The organism is Blautia sp. JLR.GB0024 (assembly GCF_037000545.1).
GTDB lineage: Bacteria > Bacillota > Clostridia > Lachnospirales > Lachnospiraceae > Blautia > Blautia celeris.
Window position 1 is genome coordinate 109,548 of record NZ_JBANBF010000006.1, and the last position, 18,923, is coordinate 128,470.

Annotated in this window: 19 protein-coding genes and 1 tRNA gene; 7 read left to right on the forward strand and 13 right to left on the reverse strand. The window is 49.1% G+C overall.

What is annotated here, in order from left to right:
• Nucleotide 1: 1 nt before the first annotated feature.
• Nucleotides 2–1,261 carry a glycosyltransferase family 4 protein gene (locus V8Q34_RS15185; protein ID WP_335835849.1) on the reverse strand — a complete coding sequence of 420 codons (1,260 nt, stop codon included), beginning with the start codon at nt 1,259–1,261 and terminating at the stop codon, nt 2–4.
• A 164-nt stretch (nt 1,262–1,425) separates the two neighbouring features.
• On the opposite strand from V8Q34_RS15185, the gene V8Q34_RS15190 reads away from it, so the two are divergent.
• The 3 genes from V8Q34_RS15190 to V8Q34_RS15200 all read left to right on the forward strand — a co-directional run bounded on the left by V8Q34_RS15190 (nt 1,426) and on the right by V8Q34_RS15200 (nt 3,066).
• Nucleotides 1,426–1,498 (forward strand) — tRNA-Ala (locus tag V8Q34_RS15190).
• Between the two features lie 86 nt (nt 1,499–1,584).
• Nucleotides 1,585–2,343, forward strand: coding sequence for a TraX family protein (locus V8Q34_RS15195; RefSeq protein ID WP_033143455.1), 759 nt, complete (start codon nt 1,585–1,587; stop codon nt 2,341–2,343).
• A 111-nt stretch (nt 2,344–2,454) separates the two neighbouring features.
• Entirely contained in the window at nt 2,455–3,066 is a 612-nt protein-coding gene (locus V8Q34_RS15200) for a metal-dependent hydrolase (RefSeq protein ID WP_033143456.1), read from the forward strand.
• Nucleotides 3,067–3,179: 113 nt separating this feature from the next.
• Here V8Q34_RS15200 and V8Q34_RS15205 read toward each other — a convergent pair whose 3' ends face one another.
• From V8Q34_RS15205 to V8Q34_RS15230, 6 genes are all read right to left on the reverse strand, one after another.
• Entirely contained in the window at nt 3,180–3,854 is a 675-nt protein-coding gene (locus V8Q34_RS15205; RefSeq protein WP_033143457.1) for an acyltransferase, read from the reverse strand.
• A 5-nt stretch (nt 3,855–3,859) separates the two neighbouring features.
• Entirely contained in the window at nt 3,860–5,881 is a 2,022-nt protein-coding gene (locus V8Q34_RS15210; RefSeq protein WP_335835850.1) for a DNA topoisomerase, read from the reverse strand.
• A gap of 58 nt (nt 5,882–5,939) precedes the next feature.
• Complete coding sequence (asd, locus tag V8Q34_RS15215) at nt 5,940–7,025, reverse strand: aspartate-semialdehyde dehydrogenase (protein WP_335835851.1); 1,086 nt, start codon at nt 7,023–7,025, stop codon at nt 5,940–5,942.
• Nucleotides 7,026–7,136: 111 nt separating this feature from the next.
• Nucleotides 7,137–8,516: an argininosuccinate lyase gene (gene argH / locus V8Q34_RS15220; protein WP_227210071.1), complete on the reverse strand. Its 1,380-nt coding sequence runs from the start codon at nt 8,514–8,516 to the stop codon at nt 7,137–7,139.
• Between the two features lie 84 nt (nt 8,517–8,600).
• The gene (locus tag V8Q34_RS15225) at nt 8,601–9,239 is read right to left on the reverse strand and encodes an epoxyqueuosine reductase QueH (protein WP_033143461.1); all 639 of its coding nucleotides are present in this window, start codon (nt 9,237–9,239) and stop codon (nt 8,601–8,603) included.
• A 1-nt stretch (nt 9,240) separates the two neighbouring features.
• Nucleotides 9,241–10,239: a 2-hydroxyacid dehydrogenase gene (locus tag V8Q34_RS15230; protein WP_033143462.1), complete on the reverse strand. Its 999-nt coding sequence runs from the start codon at nt 10,237–10,239 to the stop codon at nt 9,241–9,243.
• Between the two features lie 214 nt (nt 10,240–10,453).
• On the opposite strand from V8Q34_RS15230, the gene V8Q34_RS15235 reads away from it, so the two are divergent.
• Both V8Q34_RS15235 and V8Q34_RS15240 read left to right on the forward strand, forming a co-directional pair.
• Nucleotides 10,454–11,224, forward strand: coding sequence for an ABC transporter ATP-binding protein (locus V8Q34_RS15235; protein WP_033143463.1), 771 nt, complete (start codon nt 10,454–10,456; stop codon nt 11,222–11,224).
• Complete coding sequence (locus tag V8Q34_RS15240) at nt 11,217–12,023, forward strand: ABC transporter permease (protein WP_187370619.1); 807 nt, start codon at nt 11,217–11,219, stop codon at nt 12,021–12,023. The genes V8Q34_RS15235 and V8Q34_RS15240 overlap by 8 nt, the downstream gene beginning before the upstream one ends.
• Nucleotides 12,024–12,082: 59 nt before the next feature.
• On the opposite strand, the gene V8Q34_RS15245 is transcribed toward V8Q34_RS15240, so the two are convergent.
• The 5 genes from V8Q34_RS15245 to V8Q34_RS15265 form a co-directional block, all read right to left on the reverse strand.
• Complete coding sequence (locus V8Q34_RS15245; RefSeq protein WP_148392924.1) at nt 12,083–12,280, reverse strand: ribbon-helix-helix domain-containing protein; 198 nt, start codon at nt 12,278–12,280, stop codon at nt 12,083–12,085.
• Nucleotides 12,281–12,298: 18 nt separating this feature from the next.
• The gene (locus tag V8Q34_RS15250) at nt 12,299–13,324 is read right to left on the reverse strand and encodes an SPFH domain-containing protein (protein WP_033143465.1); all 1,026 of its coding nucleotides are present in this window, start codon (nt 13,322–13,324) and stop codon (nt 12,299–12,301) included.
• 152 nt (nt 13,325–13,476) lie between these two features.
• On the reverse strand, nt 13,477–14,415 hold the full coding sequence (locus V8Q34_RS15255) for a hypothetical protein (RefSeq protein ID WP_033143466.1): 939 nt from the start codon (nt 14,413–14,415) through the stop codon (nt 13,477–13,479).
• Between the two features lie 141 nt (nt 14,416–14,556).
• On the reverse strand, nt 14,557–15,474 hold the full coding sequence (locus V8Q34_RS15260; protein WP_033143467.1) for a SufB/SufD family protein: 918 nt from the start codon (nt 15,472–15,474) through the stop codon (nt 14,557–14,559).
• Nucleotides 15,474–16,214, reverse strand: coding sequence for an ABC transporter ATP-binding protein (locus tag V8Q34_RS15265; protein WP_033143468.1), 741 nt, complete (start codon nt 16,212–16,214; stop codon nt 15,474–15,476). The genes V8Q34_RS15260 and V8Q34_RS15265 overlap by 1 nt, the downstream gene beginning before the upstream one ends.
• A 310-nt stretch (nt 16,215–16,524) precedes the next feature.
• Here V8Q34_RS15265 and V8Q34_RS15270 point away from each other — a divergent pair, with 310 nt between their 5' ends.
• On the forward strand, nt 16,525–17,166 hold the full coding sequence (locus tag V8Q34_RS15270) for a tetratricopeptide repeat protein (protein ID WP_033143469.1): 642 nt from the start codon (nt 16,525–16,527) through the stop codon (nt 17,164–17,166).
• A gap of 33 nt (nt 17,167–17,199) precedes the next feature.
• Complete coding sequence (gene trpB / locus V8Q34_RS15275) at nt 17,200–18,423, forward strand: tryptophan synthase subunit beta (protein ID WP_033143470.1); 1,224 nt, start codon at nt 17,200–17,202, stop codon at nt 18,421–18,423.
• Between the two features lie 68 nt (nt 18,424–18,491).
• On the opposite strand, the gene V8Q34_RS15280 is transcribed toward trpB, so the two are convergent.
• A complete protein-coding gene (locus tag V8Q34_RS15280; RefSeq protein ID WP_054352375.1) occupies nt 18,492–18,923 on the reverse strand; it encodes a DUF3887 domain-containing protein in 432 nt (143 codons plus the stop codon).

Below are 18,923 nucleotides of genomic sequence, written 5' to 3' on the forward strand. Positions count from 1 at the left end.
ATTAAGAAGCCCTCCTCATCATACGTTTCATAATCGCCCGTCCCCAGGCAGCCCGCTCTGTATCTGTGTATACGGAAACCTGCTCTTTCTCCCGGCAGGCGGTGCGGTAAGCACGTTCCACCATGGTACAGAAGTTCCAGGTTGAAAATTCTTCCGCCATCTCTCTTGCCATTGCCCCCATTGCCTGTCTTCTCTCCTCATTTTCCAGAAGATAGGTAAGGTGCATGCGGAAATACTCATACGTCTCATACTGGAAGCCGTTGCAGCCGTCTGCTATGACACCCTCCAGACATGCATCCTTTCTGCACAGGGCAGGGACACCGCTTGCCAGTGCCTCAATGTAAGTGATTCCCTGTGTCTCACTGTTGGATGCACACACAAAAATATCTCCCATCTGATAGCAGGCCCACACTTCATCCGGAGCCACCATTCCGGTAAAACAGACATTTTTGTCGATTCCCAGACTTTTTGAAAGGTTTTCCAGGTTCTCCCTGTCCGGCCCGTCACCTGCGATCAGAAGTGTCAGGTGCTCGGTACCCTCCTCCGAAAGTCTTGCGAAATACTCCATGATCTCTTCCAGGTTTTTCTCTTTTGCCAGCCTTCCCACGCTGACCAGAACTTTATTCTCTTTCGGAATCCCAAGAGCTTCTTTTCTCTGCTCTTTTTCCTCCTGTGTCAGTGTTCTTCTGAACTTTCCAAGGTCAATGCCGCTTGGGATCACGTCCACTTCGGGCTTAACTTGATAGGTGGAAAGAATGTCTCTTACTTTCCCTGTCGGTGCGATGACCCGGTCTGTTTTGTTCAGAATGGTTCTGGAAAATTCGGCCACTGCCTTTTTGCCTGCTTTGCGGCCCGCTGTATATCTGCCCAGCATGCCCGGAAGATAATGCATATAATCTTCATATATGGTGTGGTAGGTGTGAAGAAGCGGGCATCCGCACTTCTTACTGATTTTAACCGCGTATTGAAAAGTCATAAATTCGCATTGTGAATGCACCACGTCCGGCTCCCAGTCGATTAGTTCCCCTATAAAGGGATTGCCATAGGGAAGAACCGCTCTCGCATTGGGATAAATACTTCCCAGATCCATGGATTTCACATAATAAACTTCGTTATCTCTATAGGAAGCTCCGGTCTCGGAAAGTGTCAGCACTCTCACCTCATGGCCGCGCTCTTCTAATTCTCTCTTCAGATTGAGAACAGAGGTGACTACTCCGTTGACAATGGGTTTGTACCAGTCTGTAGTAATTAATATCTTCATCAAAAGTCCCCCTTTGTTTTCTCCTTGTCTTAGGTTGACTTTATCTTAACCGGAAGACTTAAAGAAATGGTCGGCGGATTTTTAAAAAATTTCTAAAGAAAGTTGTAAGAATTACTTCCATTTCTAAAAACTATATGCTATAATAACATCGTTGTAAATCCTGAGGGGCATTAGCGCAGCTGGGAGCGCGCCACAATGGCATTGTGGAGGTCACGGGTTCGAATCCCGTATGCTCCATTTAAAACAATAAATTAAGTAAATCCGAACTCAATGAGTTCGGATTTTGTATATTATACGACATTTAGACATAAAGGAGTTATCACATGCAGGAAAAAACATTTCGTCCGTCCCGCTGGCAGCTTCTGCCTCCCGTACTTTCGGGGTCTGCCCTGAAAATCCTTGCCATAGTCACCATGCTGATCGACCACATCGGTGCCGTCATTCTGGAAAACGGATTTATCCACGCTTATCAGATGAACCTGCCCCAGGCTCTGTCCTACGAAAATACGCTTCTCATATGGAAGATTGACTGGGTTCTCAGAAAAATAGGGCGTATTGCTTTTCCCATATTCTGTTTCCTGCTTGTAGAGGGTTTTATCCACACTTCAAACAGAAAAAAATATGCGCTGCGGCTCGCTCTGTTTGCTCTTCTCTCGGAAATACCTTTCGATTTGTGCTTTAGAGGCAAATTCCTGGAATTTTCTTACCAGAATGTCATGATCACACTCCTCGTCGGTTTTCTTGCGATCACGGCAATGGACGAAGCCCGAAAAAGAGTGCCTGCACTGGCCCTTGTGGCTGCCGCTGCCGGTCTGCTCCTCGGATATCTCTTAAAAACGGATTACAGTTACAGAGGCGTCATACTGATCATCCTTCTATATCTGTTTCAGAGTTATCCCCTGGAAAAGACCATTGCGGGCTGTCTCTCTCTTCTGTGGGAACCGCCTGCCTGCTTCGCCTTTATTCCCATCAACATGTATAACGGACAGAGAGGCCGGAAGATCAAATACTTTTTCTATTTCTTTTATCCGGTGCATCTTTTCCTGCTGTTTCTCATCCGCTATGCCCTTCTAAAATGCTGATTTCAGCCTATGCAGCATAAAAAACACTTACACTACATGAAACAGGGAGACTGCATCCAGGCAGGAGAAATAGAAACGCCTTTCTGCAGTCTCCCGGAACTGGAGATACATATGACCGGAAAAACACATCTGTCCGTAGGTACAGCCGCCGCTGTCTGCGTGACGCAGCCGCAAAACTTAAGCAGCTTATTATTATGCCTTGGCACAGCCGCCATCGGCTCCGTGATCAGCGATATTGATGTCACCACCTCGGAATCCCGGGATGAACTGAATAAAATCACTGTCATCACTGTACTTGTCATAGCCGCCCTGGCCTTTGCAGAATGGAAATGGAATGTGGGAATCCGATACCGTTTCCAAAAAGAGAGCAGCATTTACAGACTTACCGTAAGTTTTCTTATCTTCCTGGGTGTATGCACCTTTGGAAAAAACCAGCCCCACAGGTCCTTCATGCATTCTCTGCCCGCACTTGTCATTTTAAGCGGCATAGTATACGGAATCTTTCCGGATATCACACCGTATTTTTCTGCTGCCATGCTCTCACACATGCTTATCGACATGCTCAATTACAAAAATGTCCGGATATTATACCCTCTTAAATTCGGTATCAGCCTGGATCTGTGCCATGCGGACGGCCTGGTGAGCAAAGCCTTGTTTCATGCAGGTATGGCAGTTTTAACCATTATGGTACTGTTTCTCTTATACCGGATGTATTTTCATTAAAATATATCCGCAGACGCAAAAAGAGCTGACCCACTCCGATCCGGTCAGCTCTTTTCTATTAATCATAACCATTCAGCGCGCTAAAACGCACAGCCCCGGCTGAATTGTTACACTCAATCTTCTGTTTTCTCTACCACTTCATTCTTATTCTTATAAATACTTTTCGCCGGAACCACTCCGCGCACGGAGGACAGCGGGTAAATGTTGCTGTGGCTTCCAATCACGGTTCCCGGATTCAGCACGGAACCGCATCCTACTTCCACTTCATCGCCCAGCATAGCGCCGAATTTTTTCAGTCCTGTCTCTATATTTCCGGAAGCACCTTTTACAACCACCAGTTTTTTATCAGATTTTACATTGGAGGTAATGGAGCCGGCTCCCATATGGGACTTGTATCCCAGAATGGAATCGCCTACATAATTATAGTGGGGAACCTGTACTTTGTTAAACAGGATCACGTTTTTCAGTTCTGTGGAATTTCCTACCACAGCACCTTCCCCAACCAGTGCATTGCCGCGGATAAACGCACAGTGGCGCACCTCGGCGTCCTTACCGATAATGGCCGGGCCGTTGATGAATGCAGTGGGGGCTACCTTTGCGGATTTGGCGATCCAAACATTCTCTCCCCTCTTCTCGTACTCCTCCTCAGACAGTGTGCTGCCCAGTTTTACAATAAATTCGCTGATAAGAGGGAGCACTTCCCAGGGATATGTCCTGCTTTCCAGAAGCTCTTTTGCCATTGTCTGATCTAAATCGCTGTATAATTCACTGATTTTAAGCTGTTCCATTTGCTTTACCTCTTTCCGCCGGCTTTTCCGGCTTTTTTATAGTATACGGCCGCCGCGTCAAAAAACTGCTTCAGGGCCAGTTGATTTCTAAGTCCCAGTACGCCCTGGGTTCTGCTTCTCACAAAATTCTCCAGCTTTGCCATGTATTCCTCCGGAGTGATCTCCCCCTCCGCCACATAGGTAAGGCCCTTCTCCCAGCTTGCGGTCAGCTCAGGATTTAAAAGAGAGCGGATGGATGCGTTGACCACATCAAAGATCATTTCGCCCAGCAAAGTGGGGGTGATGACCTGGGTCTTCTTATTTAATGCCAGGTACTTGATGGTCATGAGTTTTTTCAGGATCTCCGCCCTGGTGGCACTGGTGCCGATGCCGCTTCCCTTTATCTGCGCCCGCAGCTCCTCGTCCTCTATGAGCTGTCCCGCATTTTCCATAGCCAGGATCATAGAACCGGAAGTATAGCGTTTCGGCGGGGAGGTCTCCCCCTCTTTGATCTGGAAACCTGTGATATCCAGTTCACTGCCTTTTTTGATGGTCTGCAGGATTTCCAGAAAGCCGGTATCCTCTGTCTGTTCCCCATCCTCCTGGGGACTCTCATCCTTCTTTTTTGCGAAAGAGTTCTGCACCACTTTCAGATATCCCTCTGAAACCAGTATTTTAAAGGAGGAAAACAGTCTCTCCTTCTCAATGACAGACACGATACTCACCTTCTGATACACAGCAGGCGGATAAAAAATGCTTAAAAACCTGCGCACCACTGTCTCATAGACCTTTGCCGCCTGGGGGTGGAGGCTGCCCAGAGCACCCATACCCTGTCCTGTGGGGACAATGGCGTAATGGTCTGTGATCTGTTTGTCATTGACATATCTTGTCTTCTCCAGATTTTTGTAGCTGCCCTTTTCCAGTATCTCTTCCGCAAAGGGTTTTCCGTGCACATAGCCCCGAAGGCCGCTGATGTTCTTATGTATTTCTTTTGCCACCGCAGTGGAGAGCACACGGGCATCGGTCCTTGGATAGGTGACCATTTTTTTCTCATACAGTTCCTGGACAATCTTCAGGGTCTCATCCGGGCTGATCTTAAACATGCGGGAGCAGTCATTCTGAAGCTCTGCCAGATTATAGAGAAGAGGAGGATTTTTATTCTCCTTTTTCTTCTCAATCTTTTCCACCACAGCCTTGTACGGCGGATTGGAGGATAGAATGGCTTTTAACTCCTCCGCGTGTTTTTTCTCCTTGAATCCGTTCTCCTTATAGAGAAAAGGAGACTGGAAATACCGGCTGCCCTCCATGGCGCGCCACTCCCCGTCAAAGGGGTGTCGGCCTGCCGAGAAGCTGCCCAGTACACGGTAAAACGGGGTTTTTACAAATTCCCGGATCTCCCGCTCCCTGCGCACCACCATGCCCAGCACGCAGGTCATGACACGGCCCACGGATATGGCCTGGTATTTGCTGCCCAGGTAATTGGACACTGCATTTCCATATTTTAAAGAAAGAAGCCGGGAGAAATTAATACCCATGAGATAATCTTCCTTGGCCCGCAGATACGCGGACGCGGATAAATTGTCATAGGCAGTGATATCCTTTGCCTCCCGGATTCCCCTCAATATCTCTTCCTCTGTCTGGGAATCGATCCACACTCTCTTCTGTTCCTTGTCTTTCACCCCTGCCATCATGGCGACCAGGCGGTAGATATACTCTCCCTCCCGTCCGGAGTCGGTACAGACATAGATGGTGGAAACATCTTCCCGGTTTAAAAGTCCGCTCACGATCTGAAACTGTTTGGATACGGACGGTATGACCTCGTATTTGAATTCTTCAGGCAGAAAAGGCAGGGTCTCCAGACTCCATTTCTTAAATTTTATGTCGTATTTTTCCGGGTAGCTCATGGTGACCAGATGGCCTACACACCAGGTGACAATGGTATTCTCAGATTCCAGATACCCGTCATGCCGGGATGTCTGGACCTTGAGAGCCTTGGCAAATTCCTGTGCCACGCTGGGCTTTTCTGCGATAAATAAAGATTTACTCATAAAAGCTCCTCTTCCATGCAATCAGACCGGAGGGAGCTCCCCGGTCTGACTTTAAGTTTTATTTTTTTGTGATAAATCCTTTGGCTTTCAGTGTCTCTGCGCAAAGGACAGCACCGCCGGCAGCGCCGCGCACGGTGTTATGGGAAAGGCCGATGAACTTGTAATCATATACACTGTCCTCTCTCAGACGTCCCACTGTCACGCCCATTCCCTTTTCGTAATCAACATCCAGGGTAACCTGCGGACGATTGTCTTCTTCCATATAACGGATGAACTGCTTCGGAGCGCTTGGCAGGTCTAATTCCTGGGGAATGCCCTTGAAGTTCACCATTTTTTCGATGAGCTGTTCTTTGGTCGGATTCTTTCTGAACTTTACAAATACGGCTGCTGTATGTCCGTTCAATACCGGAACACGCACGCACTGTGTGGTGATGACAGGTTCTGCTGCCTTTTCAATCACGCCGTCTTTGATCTCACCCCAGAGACGAAGGGGTTCCTGCTCGCTTTTTTCTTCCTCTCCGCCGATGAAGGGGATTACATTGCCTACCATTTCCGGCCAGTCTTTGAAGGTCTTGCCTGCTCCGGAGATTGCCTGATAAGTGGTTGCCACTACCTCGTATGGCTCAAACTCTCTCCATGCTGTGAGCACCGGTGCGTAGCTCTGAATGGAACAGTTGGGTTTTACGGCGATGAAGCCTCTTGTGGTTCCCAGACGTTTTTTCTGGAATTCGATCACATCAAAGTGCTCCGGATTGATTTCCGGCACTACCATAGGTACATCCGGAGTCCAGCGGTGTGCGCTGTTGTTGGACACAACCGGTGTCTCTGTCTTAGCGTAATCTTCTTCAATGGCTTTGATCTCCTCTTTGCTCATATCCACGGCAGAGAATACAAAGTCAACAGTGGATGCCACTTTCTCTACCTCAGATACATTCATGACTTCCAGCTTTTTCACAGCCTCCGGCATGGGAGTGTCCATTTTCCAGCGTCCGCCCACGGCTTCCTCATATGTCCTGCCTGCGCTTCTTGCGCTGGCTGCCACAGTAACCACCTCAAACCAGGGATGGTTCTCAAGCAGAGAGATGAATCTCTGGCCTACCATTCCTGTTGCACCTAATATACCAACTCTTAATTTCTCACTCATACGGCAATTCTCCTCGTCTATGTATTCTGTGCCCACTTTTGTTTTCCCTGTGCGCACATTTGTTTTTCCTAAACAATACTATAACAAATCCGGGAAAAAAGCAAGTATTTTTTAGTTTTCTTCCAGATATTTTTTGTGCAGTGCCAAAACCTGCTTCATGGCTGCCTCGCCGGGAGCACCGATGGTATTTCTCTTCTCCACGCAGTTTTTCATGCTGATGGCCTCATAGATATCCTCCTTGAATACAGGGCTGATCTCCTGATATTCTTCCAGGCTCATCTCGTCCAGAGAGATGTTTTTCTCTATGCAGGCAAGCACCAGACGTCCCACAATGCCGTGTGCGTCCCGAAAGGGCACACCGTTGTTCACCAGATAGTCTGCCGCGTCTGTGGCGTTGGTAAAGCCGTTCTTGGCGCTCTTTTCCATATTTTCTCTATTGAAGGACATGGTGGCGATCATACCGTTAAACAGAGCGATACAGCCCTTTACCGTGTCAATGGCATCAAAGGTAAACTCCTTATCCTCCTGCATATCTTTATTATACGCCAGAGGAATGCCTTTCATGGTCGTCAGAATGGACATGAGGGCGCCGTAGACACGTCCTGTCTTTCCGCGCACCAGCTCCGCAATATCCGGATTTTTCTTCTGGGGCATAATGCTGCTGCCTGTGCTGTAGCCGTCATCGATCTCCACAAAACGGTACTCATTGGAATTCCAGAGAATGATCTCCTCACAGAAACGGCTCAGATGCATCATTATGGTGGAAAGGCCTGACAGAAGCTCGATCAGATAATCCCTGTCCGCCACAGAATCCATACTGTTCAAGGTAGGCCCGTCAAATCCCAGTGCCTCTGCCGTAAATTCCCGGTCAAGAGGATACGTGGTTCCCGCCAGTGCTCCGCTGCCTAAAGGACAGAGGTTCAGACGCTTACCCGTGTCTGCCATACGGCTTCTGTCACGTTTGAACATCTCAAAATACGCGCCGAAGTGATGTGCCAGTGTCACCGGCTGCGCCTTCTGCAGGTGCGTGAATCCGGGCATGTAAGTATGTACATTTTCATCCATGATCCTGTAAATGGATTCCAGCAGTTCTTTTAAAAGGATATCGATCTCCCCGATCTCATCCCTTACGTACATTTTCATATCAAGAGCTACCTGGTCATTGCGGCTTCTGCCTGTGTGCAGTTTCTTGCCCACATCCCCGCAGCGGTCGATCAGGTTAGCCTCCACAAAGCTGTGGATGTCCTCATATTCAGGGGAAAAGGCAAGTGCTCCGCTCTCTATATCTGTCAGAATGCCCTTCAATCCTGCCAGGATCGTCTCCTTCTCCTCCTCTGTGATTATGCCCTGCTTTGCAAGCATAGAAGCATGTGCCATGCTTCCTGTGATATCCTGTTTGTAGAGCTTGTTGTCAAAGCTCAATGACGCGTTGAAATTATATACCAGCTGGTCCGTTTCCTTTGTGAAACGTCCGCCCCATAACTGAGCCATCTTTTCGTACCTCACTTTTTCATTGAATTTTTCCTATGCCATAAGCCGCATATCCCTATCCGGCTTATGGGTAACAGTTTATCATTATCTGTCTGGCCGTGCAAGATTTTTCTCCCTTTTGGAAAATACACAGCCGCAGAAATCCTGCCGGTACAGGCCATACTCCCGTGAAAGCTCTGTGGAGCGCTTATACCCGTTTTTCTTCTTGAAATCCGAGGGCAGATGGCGGACATGATATTTTTCTTCCAGCTTTTCGCCGATCTCATTGATCTTTGCCGCATTTTTCAGAGGGCTTATTGACAGGGTCGTGGTAAAATAATCATAACCGCCCTCTGCCGCCAGCCTTGCCGCCTCCTCCATACGCATCTCATAGCAGGCAAAGCAGCGCTCCCCGCCCTCCGGGATGTCCTCCATCCCTCTTGCCATCTCAAAAAACTTCTCAGGGCAGTACACCCCTTTTAAAAATTTCGGCTTATGTACAAAAGGCATGGACGCTATGAGCCGCTCAAGCTCCTCCTCCCGCTTCTCATACTCCTCCCTGGGAGAAATATTGGGATTGTAGAAAAAATCTGTGATCTCAAAATACTGGGACAGGTATTCCAGCACATAGCTGCTGCAGGGTGCGCAGCAGCTGTGCAGGAACAGGGTGGGGACTTTTTCTTCCCCTTGTATCTGCTCCAGTATCTTTTCCAGTTCTCTTTGGTAATTTCTGTTCCGGTTCATTTTAAGATTCCCTTTTTAATACTTCATTGCTGTTTGTCTCGCCCTTTTCAAAGGCCACTGCATTGTCCAGCGTAGTCTGGGAGATAGCAGCCAGAGCCTCCTGGGTAAAAAATCCCTGATGGGAAGTGATCATTACATTTGGGAAGGACAGAAGCCTTGCCGTCGTGGAATGCTCCAGGATTTCATCGGATCGGTCCTCAAACACATTCTTGGTCTCCTCCTCATATACATCAAGGCCCACCCCAAAGAACTTGCGGGCGCGGATTCCCTCGATCAGATCCTCTGTCTTTACCAGGCCGCCTCTTGATGTGTTGACCAGGACCACGCCGTCCTTCATCTTTGCTATGGTATCCCTGTTGATCAGATGGTAGGTGCTGTCCATTAAAGGGCAGTGCAGGGAGATCAGGTCACTTCTCTCAAGCAGTTCATCGAAAGAGACATACTCCGCAAAATCCAGGTCAGGATTCTGGTACACATCATAGGCAATGACCTTCATGCCAAAGCCGCGGCAGATTCTTGCCATGGCTGCGCCGATCTTACCGGTTCCCACGATCCCCGCTGTCTTCTGGTAGAAATTAAATCCCATAAGTCCGCTGAGGCTGAAATCATTTTCCCGCACTTTTACATAAGCCTTATGGATCCTGCGGTTTGCGGTGAGGGCCAAAGCCATGGCATGCTCCGCCACCGCCTCAGGTGAATAGCCCGGCACGCGCATAACACGGATGCCGTACATGGCTGCCTTATCCAGATCCACATTGTTGAAGCCTGCGCAGCGCATAAGCACCAGCCTGACGCCTGCTTCATGAAGGGCTGTCATGGTCTCTGCCCCCACGTCGGAGCTTACAAAGGCGCACACAGCGTCAAAGCCTTTTGCAAGCGGCGCCGTCTTGGGTGCCAGGTCTGTTTTCAGATAGTCGATCTCTATTCCCGGATAATGTTCCAGTTGTTTATCAAAGGATGCCCTGTCGTAGTTCTTGGTGTCAAAAAATAAAATTCTCATAGTTCTGCCTCCTGTTCTTGTCAAACAAAGTTTCCGTTACCGGATAGGTTTCCCAATCCGTATTTATTTTATCAATAATCAAAGAAAAACACAAGTGCCTCCCTTTCCCATATGTCAACCCCCGGCTTTTCATCATATGATACTGTATACCAACCCAAAAAACAGACAGTCTCACACCTGCCTGACGATGGAAAAAAGAAAGGAATGACAACTTATGGATACACCTCTTTTAGAAGTAAAAGATGTCAGTTATGCCTATCATACAAAATCCGGTGAAACACCCGCTCTGTCCCATATATCTTTTTCCGTGGAAAAAGGAGAATTCCTGGCAATCGTCGGCCCTTCGGGCTGCGGAAAATCCACTCTGCTGGATATGCTCTGCGGTCTGCTCACCCCGGAAGAAGGAGAAATTCTTTTAAACGGGAAACCACTCAGCGAATCGGTGACAAACATCGGATATATGCTGCAGAAGGACCACCTCTTTGAATGGCGCACCATCTACAGCAATGTACTGCTGGGCCTGGAGATTCAAAAGAAAAATTCACCCAATGCCAGAGAAAAGGTCAATCATCTTCTGGCCGATTACGGTCTGGATAAATTCAGGGAATCACGTCCCTCCCAGCTTTCCGGCGGTATGCGGCAGCGCGCCGCCCTCATCCGCACCCTGGCTCTGGAACCGGATCTGCTGCTTTTAGACGAACCTTTTTCAGCTTTAGATTATCAGACACGCCTCTCCGTGGGGGATGACATTGGCAAGATCATCAAACGGGAGGAAAAGACCGCCATACTGGTAACCCATGATATCTCGGAGGCCATCAGTATGGCAGACCGGGTCATCATCCTCGGAAAACGCCCGGCAGCGATCAAAAAGATCATCCCCATTGTGCTCACCATTGACAACCGCACGCCTTTTACCTCCAGAAGCGCTCCTGAGTTCAAGAATTATTTTAATGAAATATGGAAGGAGCTAAACCATAATGGCTGAAATAACTTCTATGTCCAGAGGACAAAAGAACTATCTGCAGAAGTTAAGGCGTGATTCCCAGATAGTGAGGCTGATCCGCATCCTTATATTTCTGGTCTTTCTGGCGCTCTGGGAGGGCAGCGCAAGGCTGGGGCTCATCGACTCCTTTATCTTTTCCAGCCCTTCCCAGGTGGTTATGGCCATGTATCACATGATACTGGACGGAACCCTTGCCGTACACACAGGCGTAACGCTCTGGGAAACCATTGCCAGCTTCGCCCTGGTGACCGTGTTCGGTGTTGCCATCGCGGTGCTTCTGTGGTGCTTCCCTAAGCTCTCCTCTATTTTAGAGCCGTACCTGGTAGTCTTAAACAGTCTGCCGAAATCAGCCCTGGCACCGCTTTTGATCGTGTGGCTGGGCAGCAATATCAAGACCATCATCGTTGCCGGTCTTTCTGTGGCTATTTTCGGGGCTATTCTGAATCTTTACACAGGTTTCTGCGGCACGGACCCGGATAAACTGAAACTGATTTCCACTCTGAGGGGCACGAAAAAGGATGCCCTTTTTAAAGTGGTTCTTCCCTCCTCCGTTCCGCTTATTTTAAGCATTATGAAGGTCAACATCGGCCTGTGTCTGATCGGTGTCGTCATCGGAGAGATGATCGGCAGCAAACGCGGCCTTGGATACCTGATCATCTATTCCAGTCAGGTCTTCAAGCTGGATACCATGATCATGAGCATTGTTATTCTATGCATCATCGCTGCTGTTTTATACAGTCTGATCAATGTGGCTGAGAAAAAATACAGAAAACACTTCTGAAAAATGTAAAAAATCCAGGCGTGTACGGTCCAACTGCCGGCCGCTGCCTGGATTTTCTTTCATTCTGATTCAGATTCCTCCGTGGAATTCTTCCTTGTCTTCTTCCGATGCTTCACACATTCCGTCAGCAGATACTCGATCTGCCCATTGACAGAGCGGAAATCATCTTCCGCCCACTGTGCCAGATCGTTGTACAGAGACGCGGAGAGCCGCAGGGGGACCTGCTTTTTTTGTTTTTCCTTCGGTTTGTTTTCCATGAAGGCCTTCACTCCTGACTAATACAGGGAACCGCTGTTGACGATGGGCTGGGCATCCTTGTTGCCGCAGAGGACAACCAGCAGGTTGCTGACCATGGCTGCCTTCCGCTCCTCATCCAGTTCCACGATATCTTTATCGTTTAATTTCTGCAGGGCCATCTCCACCATGCTGACAGCGCCTTCCACGATTTTCTGACGGGCATCTATGATGGCAGCAGCCTGCTGTCTCTGCAGCATGGCAGATGCAATCTCCGGCGCGTATGCCAGATGGGTGATACGCATTTCCAGAATCTTGATCCCCGCGTCCTCCACCTTCTCCTGCAGTTCCTGCTGCATGATGCTGGCTACCTCCTGGCTGCTTCCGCGAAGGGAACGCTCATCTCCGCCCTCGCTTGTGTCATAGGGGTATCTTCTGGCGGCGTTTCTTGTGATGGCATCACACTGGATGGACAGATAGTCCTTGTAATTCTCCACATTGAATACCGCTTTTGTGGCATTTTCCACTTTCCATATGACCACCGTTCCGATCTCAATGGGATTTCCCAGTTCATCGTTTACCTTCTGCTTTTTGTTGTCCAGGGTCATAGTTTTCAGGGAAACCTTTTTATTGGACTTTGTCTCTGTGTTTTTCTGTTCCGCTTCAATGCCCATGCCCTTCAGGACCGTGGAGCCGGCGCTTCCTGCTGCACGCACTGTGGGATTGATTCCTGTCACAAAGGGATTGACCCAGTAAAAGCCGTTCTGATTCAGGGTTCCGTAATATTTTCCGAACAAAGCCAGCACAAGCGCTTCATTGGGGTTGATGACCTTTAAGCCTGCCAGACATACACTGGCTGTGCAGAGGATCAGGATACCGACTGTTACGCAGAAACCGGACAGCACACTGCTGATCTCAGAGATCACTGCCCCTGAGAGTATCATCAGCACAATACTTCCCACAATGCCCAGGATCAGCAGAAACAGCATCGCCATACCTGACTTCGGATGCAGGATCCTTTCCTCCACGTTCTTGTTCATTGGACTGGTTCCGTCTTTTTCTTCCATTATACTTCCTCCTCTTTGAAAGGCCGCACGCGGCAGTAATTAATTTGATATCTTTTTGATATCATCATAATACACCTTATCTATAAAAATGTCAACAAAAAAAGGCTGTCCGTCCCCGTCTTCCGGTTTCGGACAGCCTTTTGGTCCTGATTCTATACTTCAGTCTGTATATCAATGGTATTCAGCTTGTCGCTGTCTTCCTCTTCCTTATGTCCCACAGTACCGGCCACAATATAGTAGCCGAACTTGGAATCATAGAAGAATTCTTTTACCAGGGAGAATCCTTCTATCTTTCCCGTACTGCTCACATGCATCAGAGGTCCGGTACAGGAAATGATATCATCCCCGAATTTCACATGCTCCTCATCATAATATGTGATGGGCAGATCCTGTGCGATAAGCTCTTTCATCTTCTTTTCGATCTCCACCAGATCAAAATTCACCGGCTTTTCGGAATAATCCAGCATAAATCCATGGCGGATGTCCGCGCGGACATAGCTTGGACGCTCAATGTCCCTGACCACATAGCCGAATAAATCCTCCGCGCTGTGCGCCATCTTCCTGTAGATCAGGGATTTGAACACAATATCAGCTATATTCTGGGGCAGCGGTCCGAACAGGGAAGGACGAGTCACAATGACCTCCTCACCGATGCCGACCATCAGATCCGCATTCCTTTTCAGCACAGGATACAGAATCTCAAAATGCTCCACGATCACTCTCTTGTGCTGGGAAGTCACCCGTATGATGGCCTCCGCGATGGTCTCCAGATCCACATATTTTCTCGCGGCTCTGGCATCCACGTGGAAGGTCCTGGGGGTATAGAATCCCACATCCTCCGCGTTCAGCAGGGGCATGTTGGTGATATCATACTCGTCATCCCCGTCCACTACCTGAATCCCCGGAAACATACCCTTGATCATCATGCTTTTTCCGGAGTCCTTGGCACCGATGATACCGATAATACGATCAAACGGGTTCAGATACATCTGGGCAATCTTCTTTCCCAGTTCCATCATTCTACGGTTTCCTCTCGGTGCATAGAAAAAATTATACAGATTGCACTCATGGCGTACATTGTTGTAAATCATAAAAACCTCTCCCTATAAATATGTTTTTTGTTCCCCAATGGCTTGTAACTCTTACTATCCCAACTATAGCACAAAACCGGACAGTTGTACACGGTTTTGTCCCGTGTATCTGCCCGGCTGACGCTGTAGCGTTATGTCGTTTTACTTCAGGAAACCGTTGATGATCTGGGCTTCCGCCTCTTCCTCTGTAAGGCCCAGGGTCATGAGCTTGATGATCTGCTCCCCTGCGATCTTACCAATGGCTGCCTCATGAATGAGCGCCGCATCGGAGCTGTTCGCGGTGATCTCCGGGATGGAGCTGATCTTGGCATTGCCCACTATGATGGCGTCACATTCCGTATGGCCGCTGCAGGCCGCGTTTCCGTTGAGCACGGACTGGAAGAGCTGACGGGAATCATCCTTTGCCACCGAACGTGATATGATATTGGCACCTGAATTTTCCCCGTCCATATCCACAATGAAACGGCTCTCCGCATCCTGGGTTCCGTGTGTCATGAGACGCTCCATCACTTTTAAGCTGGCGCCTTCCATTAATTTTGCCCTGGTCATACGCTTTGTGGAGTCCACGCCTTTAATCTGCACAGTATCCATCTCCATGACGCTGTTCTCCCCGATCTCTATGATCGTCTCCGGGTTCATGATGCGCTCGCCTTTGCCGTCCCCGCTGCCATAGTGTTTTTCCACGTATTTCACTCTGGAATTTTTGCCGATGAAAAAGCTGTGGATGCCGTCATGGCGGCTTGATGCATCCCCGCCGTTGTGGATGCCGCAGCCTGCGATGATAGTCACATCACAGTCATCGCCCACGTAAAAATCATTGTAGACCACCTCTTCAAGCCCTGCCTGGCTCATGACCACCGGGATATGGACACTCTCTTTCCTGGTGCCGTCCTTGATGCGGATGATAATTCCGTCTCCCTCTTCTCTTGTGGTGATCTCGATATGCTCTGTGCTGTTTCTGCCTTCACTTTTTCCGTTCGCCCGGATGTTGTATGCGCCCACCGGGATTTCATGCAGCCCGGCCACTGCTTCCAATAATTGTTTCTGTATTGCGTCCATTATTTTACTCCCCCGTCCTTCCAGATTTTGCAGCCGGAATAGTCATCCACACCTTCCAGCAAAGCGGGAAGCACTTCCTCTTTGCTTCCGCGGCTCACCAGTTTTCCGTCTGCGATTACCAGAATTTCATCTGCAATGTTCAGGATCCTCTCCTGGTGTGAGATGATCAGAATGGAGCCGTGAATCTCCCTGTGCATATTTTCAAACACATGGATCAGGTTCTGGAAGCTCCACAGGTCAATGCCGGCCTCAGGCTCATCAAATACGGACATCCTGGTTCCCCTCGCCATAACGGTGGCGATCTCGATCCTCTTCATCTCCCCTCCGGAAAGGCTTGCGTTGACTTCACGGTTGATGTAGTCTTTTGCGCATAATCCCACTTCAGAGAGATACTGACAGGCTCCGGCAACGGTAATGTTTTCCCCGGATGCCAGCCGGATCAGGTCAAGCACGGTCACTCCTTTAAAACGCACCGGCTGCTGAAAGGCATAGCTGATGCCTTTTTTCGCCCTCTCCGTAATGTTCAGTTCCGTGATATCCTCACCGTCCAGGTAGATCCTTCCCTCCGTGGGCTTCTCAATACCGGCAATGATCTTTGCCAGCGTGGATTTACCGCCGCCGTTTGGTCCTGTGATGGCAATAAATTTGTTGTCTTCCAGAGTAAAGCTTACACGCTCCAGAATCCCTTTCTCCTTTGTCTCCTCTTCGACTTTAAAGGAGACATCCCTCAGTTCCAGCATTTTTCATTTCCTCCGATGTCATCTTCATCTTTTTATGTTTATAAATCCCGGTTCCTATGTTATAATATCAGCAATGGGCCAAAGGATGGCTCAACCGTGGATTTAATTCCGTAACTATTCAGCCAGCTGAAAAGTTACGGGTATTCGCCCATTAAAAATCGCTGTGCGATGGGCCGAATACATGCTGCCGCTATTCTATCACACGGTCAGCACAGTAAATGTGCAGACCTGACTGCGCAGCTGTTTAATTCCTACAAAAACAGTACACTATATTACAAAATTTGTCAAAAGAAAAATGGAGATATTTTCAATGGACGCAAAAAATATGGATTTTACCCTGGAAGAACTGAAAATCCTGGCGGAAAACGGTCAGAAGGATCTGCAGTATGCCGTAGGCTTTTACTATGAAAACGGCATACACACCCTGACTGATTACGCACAGGCCGCCCAGTGGTATGAAAAAGCAGCCGAAAAAGACCATGTGGACGCGCTGCTGCACCTGGGATTTCTCTATGCCCAGGGAAAAGGCGTAAAAAAAGACGAAACAAGAGCATTTTCCTACATCAAACGCGCGGCTGAGACGGGCAGTAAAAATGCCCAGTATAATCTGGCCAGATGTTATGAGGAAGGCATTGGAACCAGACAGGATTATTCCAAAGCCTTTGACTGGTATAAGAAAGCCGGACAGCAGGGCGACTACCGGGCCATGTGCTGCATGGGCGGTTATTTTTTAAGCGGCCAGGCAGTGCCGCAGAGCACAGAGCGGGCATTCCAGCTCTTTGAAAAGGCGGCAAACGCCAACATCCCGGCCGCACAGTACAATCTGTCCATCCTCTACCGCTACGGCGAAGGTGTGGAAAAAGACGAGGCGAAAGCCGACCTATGGCTGACAAAAGCCGCCCAGAACGGTTTCAAGCTGGCAAAGGACGCCCTTCACGGAGAGCAGGAATAAAAATATATCATTTACATAAAGGAGAAAACAACCATGGAAGTAGATTACAGAACTTATCTGAGACATTACCCGGACAGAAACGGACGCTTCGGCCCTTACGGCGGCGCCTACCTGACAGAAGAGCTGGTTCCGGCCTTTGAGGAGATCGCAGACGCATACCAGACCATCTGCCATTCCTCCCAGTTCATCAGTGAACTGCGCCGCATCCGCAAGGAATTCCAGGGAAGACCCACACCGGTCTATCACTGCGAGCGCCTGTCAAGAACCATCGGCAACTGCCAAATCTACCTGAAAAGAGAGGATCTGAACCACACCGGAGCCCACAAGCTGAACCACTGTATGGGGGAAGGGCTGCTGGCAAAATTCATCGGCAAAAAACGTCTTATCGCAGAGACAGGTGCCGGACAGCACGGCGTGGCCATCGCTACAGCGGCGGCTTTCTTCGGATTAGAGTGTGAAGTGCACATGGGTGAGGTGGATATTGCCAAACAGGCTCCCAATGTGACACGTATGAAGATCCTGGGCGCCAAGGTGGTTCCCGTCACACACGGCAACAAGACCCTGAAAGAGGCCGTGGATTCCGCTTTTGAATCCTATGCTAAGAACTATAAGGACTCCATCTACTGTATCGGCTCCGCAGTGGGCCCCCATCCCTTCCCTCTCATGGTCAGGGATTTCCAGTACATCGTAGGCGAGGAGGCAAAAGATCAGTTTAAAGAGATGACCGGCCTGCTTCCCGATGTAGTCTGCGCAAGCGTAGGCGGCGGCAGCAACTCCATCGGCATGTTCGTTCCCTTCGTGGATGAACCGGTGGACATTGTCGGTGTGGAACCTCTCGGAAGAGGCACCGGCATGGGAGACCACGCAGCTTCCATGCAGTATGGGGAAAAAGGTGTTATGCACGGATTTGAAAGTATCATGCTGAAGGACGACAAAGGCGAGCCGGCTCCTGTATACTCCATTGCCAGCGGACTGGACTATCCTTCTGTGGGACCGGAGCACGCATTCCTCCGCGACCTGGGCAGAGTGCAGTACGACACCGTCAGCGATGAGGAGGCCATGGACGCATTCTTCAAGCTGTCCCGCACAGAGGGCATCATTCCGGCCATTGAGAGTGCCCACGCGGTTGCCTATGCCATGCGGAAAGCAAAAGAGATGAAACAAGGCTCCATTCTCGTAAATCTGAGCGGACGCGGAGACAAGGATATTGACTACGTGGTAGAGCATTACGGTTACGGAGAGCAGTTCTTTAAATAAGCTGAATAGTTACAAGAACAGATACGAAAGAGAGTCCGGCGCACACATTCCGCCGGACTCTCTTTTACTTATTTCACATAAAATCCAATACATTTCATACCCGTATCAAACGTGACTGTATACTGGGCCTTCCCCTCCTCATATTTGGCCAGAAGCACCACCACCGCATACGGTGTCTCCGTATCCTTGTCCTGTCCTCCCACCACACTTATCTTCTCATAGGATTCAAATTCACCCAGCTTGTCAAAGACATAATCCAGATTCTCCTGAAGCTGTTCATATTCGATTCCCTGGCGCATGACAGGGGCAAAGGTATTCTCATACACATCCTTCAATTCACCGGAATTTACCTGGTTAATCATGGTTTCAGCGGCTTCCTTGACTTCCTCCTCGTCAAATTTGTCGGAAAGCTTATTTCCGCATCCCGCCGCAGATGTCCCAATCAGGCATATGACCCCCAGCAAAAAACATCTCTTCCGAATCTTTCGCCATATCTCCAT

What these genes read in the sequence shown, in the direction of transcription:
- V8Q34_RS15280 (WP_054352375.1), bottom strand. Translation starts at nt 18,923, where the DNA reads ATGGAGATATGGCGAAAGATTCGGAAGAGATGTTTTTTGCTGGGGGTC.
- argH (WP_227210071.1), bottom strand. Translation starts at nt 8,516, where the DNA reads ATGGCTCAGTTATGGGGCGGACGTTTCACAAAGGAAACGGACCAGCTG.
- asd (WP_335835851.1), bottom strand. Translation starts at nt 7,025, where the DNA reads ATGAGTGAGAAATTAAGAGTTGGTATATTAGGTGCAACAGGAATGGTA.
- V8Q34_RS15230 (WP_033143462.1), bottom strand. Translation starts at nt 10,239, where the DNA reads ATGAGAATTTTATTTTTTGACACCAAGAACTACGACAGGGCATCCTTT.
- V8Q34_RS15205 (WP_033143457.1), bottom strand. Translation starts at nt 3,854, where the DNA reads ATGGAACAGCTTAAAATCAGTGAATTATACAGCGATTTAGATCAGACA.
- V8Q34_RS15200 (WP_033143456.1), top strand. Translation starts at nt 2,455, where the DNA reads ATGACCGGAAAAACACATCTGTCCGTAGGTACAGCCGCCGCTGTCTGC.
- V8Q34_RS15245 (WP_148392924.1), bottom strand. Translation starts at nt 12,280, where the DNA reads ATGGAAAACAAACCGAAGGAAAAACAAAAAAAGCAGGTCCCCCTGCGG.
- V8Q34_RS15210 (WP_335835850.1), bottom strand. Translation starts at nt 5,881, where the DNA reads ATGAGTAAATCTTTATTTATCGCAGAAAAGCCCAGCGTGGCACAGGAA.
- V8Q34_RS15235 (WP_033143463.1), top strand. Translation starts at nt 10,454, where the DNA reads ATGGATACACCTCTTTTAGAAGTAAAAGATGTCAGTTATGCCTATCAT.
- V8Q34_RS15270 (WP_033143469.1), top strand. Translation starts at nt 16,525, where the DNA reads ATGGACGCAAAAAATATGGATTTTACCCTGGAAGAACTGAAAATCCTG.
- V8Q34_RS15225 (WP_033143461.1), bottom strand. Translation starts at nt 9,239, where the DNA reads ATGAACCGGAACAGAAATTACCAAAGAGAACTGGAAAAGATACTGGAG.
- V8Q34_RS15255 (WP_033143466.1), bottom strand. Translation starts at nt 14,415, where the DNA reads ATGATTTACAACAATGTACGCCATGAGTGCAATCTGTATAATTTTTTC.
- V8Q34_RS15185 (WP_335835849.1), bottom strand. Translation starts at nt 1,261, where the DNA reads ATGAAGATATTAATTACTACAGACTGGTACAAACCCATTGTCAACGGA.
- V8Q34_RS15265 (WP_033143468.1), bottom strand. Translation starts at nt 16,214, where the DNA reads ATGCTGGAACTGAGGGATGTCTCCTTTAAAGTCGAAGAGGAGACAAAG.
- V8Q34_RS15250 (WP_033143465.1), bottom strand. Translation starts at nt 13,324, where the DNA reads ATGGAAGAAAAAGACGGAACCAGTCCAATGAACAAGAACGTGGAGGAA.
- V8Q34_RS15195 (WP_033143455.1), top strand. Translation starts at nt 1,585, where the DNA reads ATGCAGGAAAAAACATTTCGTCCGTCCCGCTGGCAGCTTCTGCCTCCC.
- trpB (WP_033143470.1), top strand. Translation starts at nt 17,200, where the DNA reads ATGGAAGTAGATTACAGAACTTATCTGAGACATTACCCGGACAGAAAC.
- V8Q34_RS15260 (WP_033143467.1), bottom strand. Translation starts at nt 15,474, where the DNA reads ATGGACGCAATACAGAAACAATTATTGGAAGCAGTGGCCGGGCTGCAT.
- V8Q34_RS15240 (WP_187370619.1), top strand. Translation starts at nt 11,217, where the DNA reads ATGGCTGAAATAACTTCTATGTCCAGAGGACAAAAGAACTATCTGCAG.